This window comes from Rhodoferax sp. (assembly GCF_028688795.1).
In the GTDB taxonomy this organism is placed as follows: Bacteria; Pseudomonadota; Gammaproteobacteria; order Burkholderiales; family Burkholderiaceae_C; genus Rhodoferax.
Window position 1 is genome coordinate 1 of the sequence record NZ_JAQTXM010000078.1, and the last position, 5,697, is coordinate 5,697.

Genomic DNA, 5,697 nt, shown 5'->3' on the forward strand with positions numbered 1-5,697 from the left:
CAGTAGGCAGGCGAAATCTCGAGCAGACGGGCAAAGTCGTTCATTTGCATGCCCTTTGCCTCTCGATGAAGTCGAATGAATGCTCCGAAGCTCATGGTGTTATTTAAGTTGCGCGATTAGTTAATTTAGCAACTATACCGCAAACCCCTGTCTTTTTGTGCAGACTGGGAAAATTTAACGTCAGTGAATTTTGGGCTGATCTGCTCGCAGGCGGTCCCGAAAAGCCCGCATGATGACCATGCTCGCATCATCGGGTTCGGTCTTACCCGTGGCCTTGAGCAACTGGTCGTTGCCAGCATAAAAGCCCATGTGGTTGCGAATCCAAACGCCCAATCCAAAGTGCAGCGTGTAAATATCTTCGCTGTCCATGGCCGCGATCTTGGCCTGCTCGGATTCCTCTACCATGCTCAAAAGCAGGCGCACCGCAGCATCCACCGTAGTTGGAAATTCATTCGCCATGGTCACCCTTTCGCCAGTCCCAAGGTGCAATGGGTGACTTGTCGCCCCAAAGACCCTGGTGGCGCGACTGCGCGCCGAGTTCAGCCTTCTCATATTTGGGCAAGTCCTCTGCGGGCTGTTCCTTGGAGTATTTGCGGTACCACCAAGCCAGACCGGCGCTCACCTGACTCAAGCCTGCATCGAACGTCCTGGAACAAGCACTTGAGCAGTTGGGCGACGCCACCAGCACTTTGCCCACGATCCGTTTGTACCGATCAAGCTTTGTCCACTCAATGTCGACCTCTTTGTCGAAAACCAGTCGCGACAGGTTTTCCTTGGACACCTGACCGAATGCCTGCTTTTTTTCGGGCGCATCTATGCCAGCGACTCGAATCTTGTGCTGTACCTTTGAGGCATCAAGCACCGTAATGGTGTCGCCATCAGTGACACCGACGACGTGGCCGGTCAGCACCTCAGCACCGACTGGGCAGAAGACCACGATCAGCGCCAGCGCAAGTCCAAAAATCTTCATCCGATTACCCTGTGTTGCCCTACGTTACCCATCGTCTTGGAGGATTTGATTCATGATTTCTGGGTCTTTCAAATGCCCTTTGCAAACCATGAAACCGATCAAACTCACTCCCCCCGAACAGATGTCAGCGCGCCAGCGAGCAGCCGAGATCACATCCATCCTGTCGGCAGCCATTATGCGTACTCACGCCAGTGGTCAGGCCGCGACAGACCAAATAGAAAGACAAGTTGGACTTGGCTTTTCTGGTGACCAGCGCGTTCATACGAACCCGTATCAAACCAGGAGTTCCAAATGAATGACACCACCACCTCAGTGGCTGCCCAAGTGGCCGCACTGTCCAACCTGCCAACGCCAGACTTGTGGGCACTGTGGGATCGGTTTTTCAAACGCCGCCCGGACAACCCGAACCGCAATTACCTCGAGTCGCGAGTAGCCTACAAACTCCAGGAACAGGCGTTTGGTGGCTTGAGCGCAGAAACCCAGCGCCGACTGGTCAACATCGGAATGCGCCACTCCAAGATCAAGAGCAGGCAGATTGCCCGCGACATTGAACTGGCACCCGGCACAGTCTTGATGCGCGAATGGGGCGAGCGTGACCACAAGGTGACCGTGACCGCCGAGGGCACCTTTGAATATGAGGGCAAGTTTTTTAAGAGTCTGTCTGCGGTGGCGCGGCACATCTCTGGCACGCCATGGTCAGGGCCACTGTTTTTTGGCTTGAAGACAAACCGCAAGGAGGCAGCATGAGCGTCACCTCCCAAATTGCATCGCCCAAGCCACGCAAACGTTGCGCCGTGTATTGCCGCGTCTCTTCTGACGAGCGGCTGGAGCAGGAATTCAACTCCATTGATGCGCAGAAAGAGGCAGGGCAATCCTACGTTGCCAGCCAACGCTCCGAGGGCTGGATTCCGGTGGTGGACGACTATGACGACCCAGGGTTTTCTGGCGGCAACACTGAGCGGCCCGGACTCAAGCGCCTCATGGCTGACATCGAGCGCGGTTTGGTCGACATTGTGGTGGTCTACAAAATTGACCGGCTTACCCGCAGCCTGGCGGATTTCTCCAAAATGGTGGAGGTGTTCGAGCGCCAGGGCGTGTCATTCGTGTCTGTCACCCAGCAGTTCAACACCACCACGTCCATGGGCCGCTTAATGCTCAACGTGCTGCTGTCGTTTGCCCAATTTGAGCGGGAAGTCACCGGCGAGCGGATACGCGACAAGATTGCCGCCAGCAAACGCAAGGGACTGTGGATGGGTGGTGTTCCACCCTTGGGCTACGACGTGGCCAGCCGGTTGCTGGTGGTCAACGAAACTGAAGCCGATCTGGTGCGGCGCATTTTTAGTGAAATGCTCACCATCGGGTCGCCGACGCGCATCGCGCAGGGTTTGGCCAGCGAGGACATCACCACCAAAGCCTGGACAACCCAAGACGGTCAGGTGCGCAGTGGCACCCAGATGGACCGGAAATACCTTTACAAGCTGCTGCGCAACCGCATCTATTTGGGCGAGTTGTCGCACAAGGGCAGCTGGTTTCCTGGCGCGCACGCGCCAATCATTGACCATGGGCTGTGGGGTCAGGTGCATGAAGTGCTGGCGCGTGACCCGCATGTGAGGTCGGTCGATACGCAAACACGCGAGAGCACGGATGCTCTGTTGCGCGGCCTGTTGTTTGGCCCCAGTGGCGACCCGATGTACCCGACCTACGCCAGCAAGAACAAACGCAAGTACCGCTATTACGTCTCCAAGGCTGAAATGCGATTTGGTGCCGCAGGTAAAACGCACGAGCGCATTCCGGCTGCTGAGGTGGAAGCCGCGACGGTCAACCAAGTCAAAACGGTGCTTTCCAGCCCCGAAGCTATCACCGCCGTTTGCAAATCACTTGAACTGCAAGGTGTCCGGATCAACGAAGACGAGATCGTGATGGGACTTCACCAGCTCGGAGAAGCTTGGGAGCAGTTGTACCCGGCCGAGCGCGTCAGGATCGTCAAGTTGATGATCGAGCGAGTTGATCTGGTTGCGGGTGGACTGAAGGTGAAGTGGCACGCCCTGGGCTGGAAGGCACTCATCAAAGAGTTCGCCGCGAAAGGCATTGGTGCGGAACTGGTGGAAACGGAGGCCGCATGAACGCCGACCTCGAATCCTTTGTGCCCCTCACTTATTCCCGGCGTGGCGTGCAGCGGTTGGCCACCACCAGTGCAGTGGCGCACGACACGACGTTTTTGGTGGGGCTGAGTCGTGCGTTTTACTGGAAGAGCCTGCTCGACACCGGTGTCATGAAAAGTGGTTCCGAAATTGCCAAGAATGAAGGCCTTCACCACTCGGTGGTGAACGAACTGATGCGTCTGACACTGCTGGCACCCGACATCATCACGCAGTTGATGTCCGGCACACAACCACGGCGGCTGAACTTGATGTGGTTTCAGCGCAACCGGCTTCCTGTGGATTGGCAGAGCCAGCGCGCCATCATCGACGGCTTCAAATAGGAATCAACATGGCAAAAAATGACAGGGGCATGGTGACTGGTGATCCCGTCACGTACCAAATCCCAGCGCCAGCAGGTGGCGTGCAGATGGAGACGTTCATTCCGTGGACTTTGGTCAAGCGAGGGGTCAGGCGGCAAGTGATCACGCCAATTGATGCGCCGGAGCATTTTGAGAAGGAAGCGGTTGTTGAGCGAAGCGCGCGCAAGCAAGTCAAGGTCAGCCCGTCAGTCCGGGCGTTGGGGTTGGCGCACTACTGGCAGCGGCTGCTTGATGAGGGCAAGTACCGATCACTCACAGATATTGCAGCCACAGAGGGAGTCGATCTCAGTCAGGCAAGTCGCACTGCACAATTGACTCGGCTTGCACCTGAAATTGTTGAATCTTGCTTCTCAGATCGTCTTGGTGCGCCAAAATTGGAGCAGTTAGCTCGCGTCAGTTTGGCGGGAACTTGGGCAGATCAATCGTCACTTATCCGCAATAAACCACAAGGGCGGTAATTGACTGGTCGAATCCTGTCCATTTCGGCCCGACATCATGCCTGCCAGACTCCAAACCCACCATCGCGCAGGTCAATGCCCAGTTCAACCTCCAAACTCCGAGCCTCGTCATAGGTCAGCGGGTTGTAAAGCGCATAGATTTCCGGCAACAGGCGTTGACCAAATTCCTGTACGTATCGATTGGCTTGAATGCCAGCCTTGTGTTTGTCAAAGCGCACGTCCGGGTCCAGTCCGGTCATGCCAACATAGACGCATGGCTTTCCTGGCTGGTAATCTGGGTTCGAGCGCATGAACCGGGCATTGAGCAGCACGTCGTTGGACAATTCAACAACATAGACGTGGTAATGCTTGCACCGAGCCATGTTTGATATGGCAGGTGGTTCAGGCCAGCAGCGAGCGTTGGGCGGGAGACTCAGCGCCAGCAAGTAGCCGCTGCGCCGGGTACTGACGCATAAATTCCATGCTCTGCTGCGGTGTGGCCTTGAGCCAATGGTCATAACTATCCGGCGGCAAAATCACCACCATGCGCTTCTCGTCCACCGGCTTGTGAAACTGGCACATCAGGTCATGACCGTCAGCGTTGATGGTCAGCATGGTGAAACTGTGAACAACGCCTTTGGGCGATTTCCACGACGACCAAAGACCGGCCAGCCCCATGGGTTCGCCGCTGGCGCATGAAATGCGCGTCGCAATGGCTTTTCCGCTGCGCCAATCGGGCTCAAAGAAGGCATCCACCGGTATGACGCAGTGCTGGGCGTTTTTCCAGGCATCCCGAAAACTTGGCTTGGCGGCAACTGTCTCAGTGCGTGCGTTGTAGGTTTGGCGACCGATGTTGGCATCAGTGGCCCAATGTGGAATCAGGCCAAACAGCCCGGGTAAGGCTTCGCGATCAGCCACAGCCTCATCACCAACATCAGCCTCCCTGGGTCTGCGAATGAAAGTTGCCGGGTAGCAAGGCCAAACATCGTGTTTGCCCATTTCAACGGGTGGCTCGATGCCGAAGTGTGTGGCGTAGCGTTCACGCTCCTTGATGGCTTGGTAATGACTGCACATTGCCTGATCGTAGCCGCATCTTTGTCCCCATAAACAGTGCCCAACGCTGTGGACAACTGGCGGAAGAAGTCCCCAAAGCAATGCCAGCCATGGACTTGCGAGGTGTGCTCAAACATTGGGCAGTTTCGATGCCAGTACTTGAGGTCTTGCCATATACTGTACATAAACGCAGTATCACATGAGCCTAGCCACAATCCCTCTCAACCAACCCGTCGCACTTTCGCTGATCCCAACCATGGTCAGTGTGTTGCCGTGCCGGGTTGCGGCTGGCTTTCCGTCTCCTGCCGAAGACCATGCGGTGCAGCGTGTCGACCTGATGGCGCAGTTGATCAAACACCCACAGGCCACCTTTTTACTGCGTGTGCGCGGTGAGTCCATGAAAGACGCTGGCATTTTTGACAATGATGTCGTGCTGGTTGACCGCGCCATCACTGCGAGATCTGGCCACATCGTCATTGCAATGGTGGACGGAGAGTTTGTCTGCAAGACCCTGTGGCAGCGCTCCGGCCGCATGAAACTCAAAGCTGCCAACGTCACTTTTCCAGACATCAATCCGGCTGACGGTCAAACCGTTGAGATTTGGGGTGTGGTGGTTGCTTCCATCAAGCAGTTCAAAGCCTGAATGAGAAGACCATGTACGCACTGGTGGATGGCAACAATTTTTACGTCTCGTGCGAACGGGTTTTTCGCCCCAG

The 5,697-nt window shown here is 56.1% G+C and carries 9 protein-coding genes; 5 read left to right on the forward strand and 4 right to left on the reverse strand.

Features of this window, described 5'->3' with window-relative positions:
- Window positions 1–180 precede the first annotated feature (180 nt).
- Window positions 181–459 (reverse strand): DUF6794 domain-containing protein, encoded by a 279-nt coding sequence (locus PHQ58_RS23110; RefSeq protein ID WP_300116151.1) that lies wholly within the window; start codon window positions 457–459, stop codon window positions 181–183.
- Window positions 449–970: a thermonuclease family protein gene (locus PHQ58_RS23115; protein WP_300116152.1), complete on the reverse strand. Its 522-nt coding sequence runs from the start codon at window positions 968–970 to the stop codon at window positions 449–451. Before PHQ58_RS23115 ends, PHQ58_RS23110 begins: the two co-directional genes overlap by 11 nt.
- A gap of 291 nt (window positions 971–1,261) precedes the next feature.
- On the opposite strand from PHQ58_RS23115, the gene PHQ58_RS23125 reads away from it, so the two are divergent.
- The 4 genes from PHQ58_RS23125 to PHQ58_RS23140 are packed head-to-tail and all read left to right on the forward strand — an operon-like array spanning window position 1,262 to window position 3,949.
- Window positions 1,262–1,717 (forward strand): DUF2924 domain-containing protein, encoded by a 456-nt coding sequence (locus PHQ58_RS23125; protein ID WP_300116156.1) that lies wholly within the window; start codon window positions 1,262–1,264, stop codon window positions 1,715–1,717.
- Window positions 1,714–3,093 (forward strand): recombinase family protein, encoded by a 1,380-nt coding sequence (locus tag PHQ58_RS23130; RefSeq protein WP_300116158.1) that lies wholly within the window; start codon window positions 1,714–1,716, stop codon window positions 3,091–3,093. The genes PHQ58_RS23125 and PHQ58_RS23130 overlap by 4 nt, the downstream gene beginning before the upstream one ends.
- Window positions 3,090–3,452, forward strand: coding sequence for a site-specific recombinase resolvase (locus PHQ58_RS23135; protein ID WP_300116160.1), 363 nt, complete (start codon window positions 3,090–3,092; stop codon window positions 3,450–3,452). Before PHQ58_RS23130 ends, PHQ58_RS23135 begins: the two co-directional genes overlap by 4 nt.
- Window positions 3,453–3,460: 8 nt before the next feature.
- Window positions 3,461–3,949, forward strand: a complete 489-nt coding sequence (locus PHQ58_RS23140; RefSeq protein ID WP_300116163.1) for a LacI family transcriptional regulator — start codon at window positions 3,461–3,463, stop codon at window positions 3,947–3,949.
- Between the two features lie 35 nt (window positions 3,950–3,984).
- On the opposite strand, the gene PHQ58_RS23145 is transcribed toward PHQ58_RS23140, so the two are convergent.
- Together PHQ58_RS23145 and PHQ58_RS23150 are read right to left on the reverse strand one after the other, a co-directional pair.
- Window positions 3,985–4,311 carry a hypothetical protein gene (locus PHQ58_RS23145; RefSeq protein ID WP_300116165.1) on the reverse strand — a complete coding sequence of 109 codons (327 nt, stop codon included), beginning with the start codon at window positions 4,309–4,311 and terminating at the stop codon, window positions 3,985–3,987.
- 19 nt (window positions 4,312–4,330) lie between these two features.
- On the reverse strand, window positions 4,331–5,002 hold the full coding sequence (locus PHQ58_RS23150; RefSeq protein ID WP_300116166.1) for an SOS response-associated peptidase: 672 nt from the start codon (window positions 5,000–5,002) through the stop codon (window positions 4,331–4,333).
- Between the two features lie 235 nt (window positions 5,003–5,237).
- On the opposite strand from PHQ58_RS23150, the gene PHQ58_RS23155 reads away from it, so the two are divergent.
- Window positions 5,238–5,624, forward strand: a complete 387-nt coding sequence (locus PHQ58_RS23155) for a LexA family transcriptional regulator (protein WP_300116167.1) — start codon at window positions 5,238–5,240, stop codon at window positions 5,622–5,624.
- Window positions 5,625–5,697 lie beyond the last annotated feature (73 nt).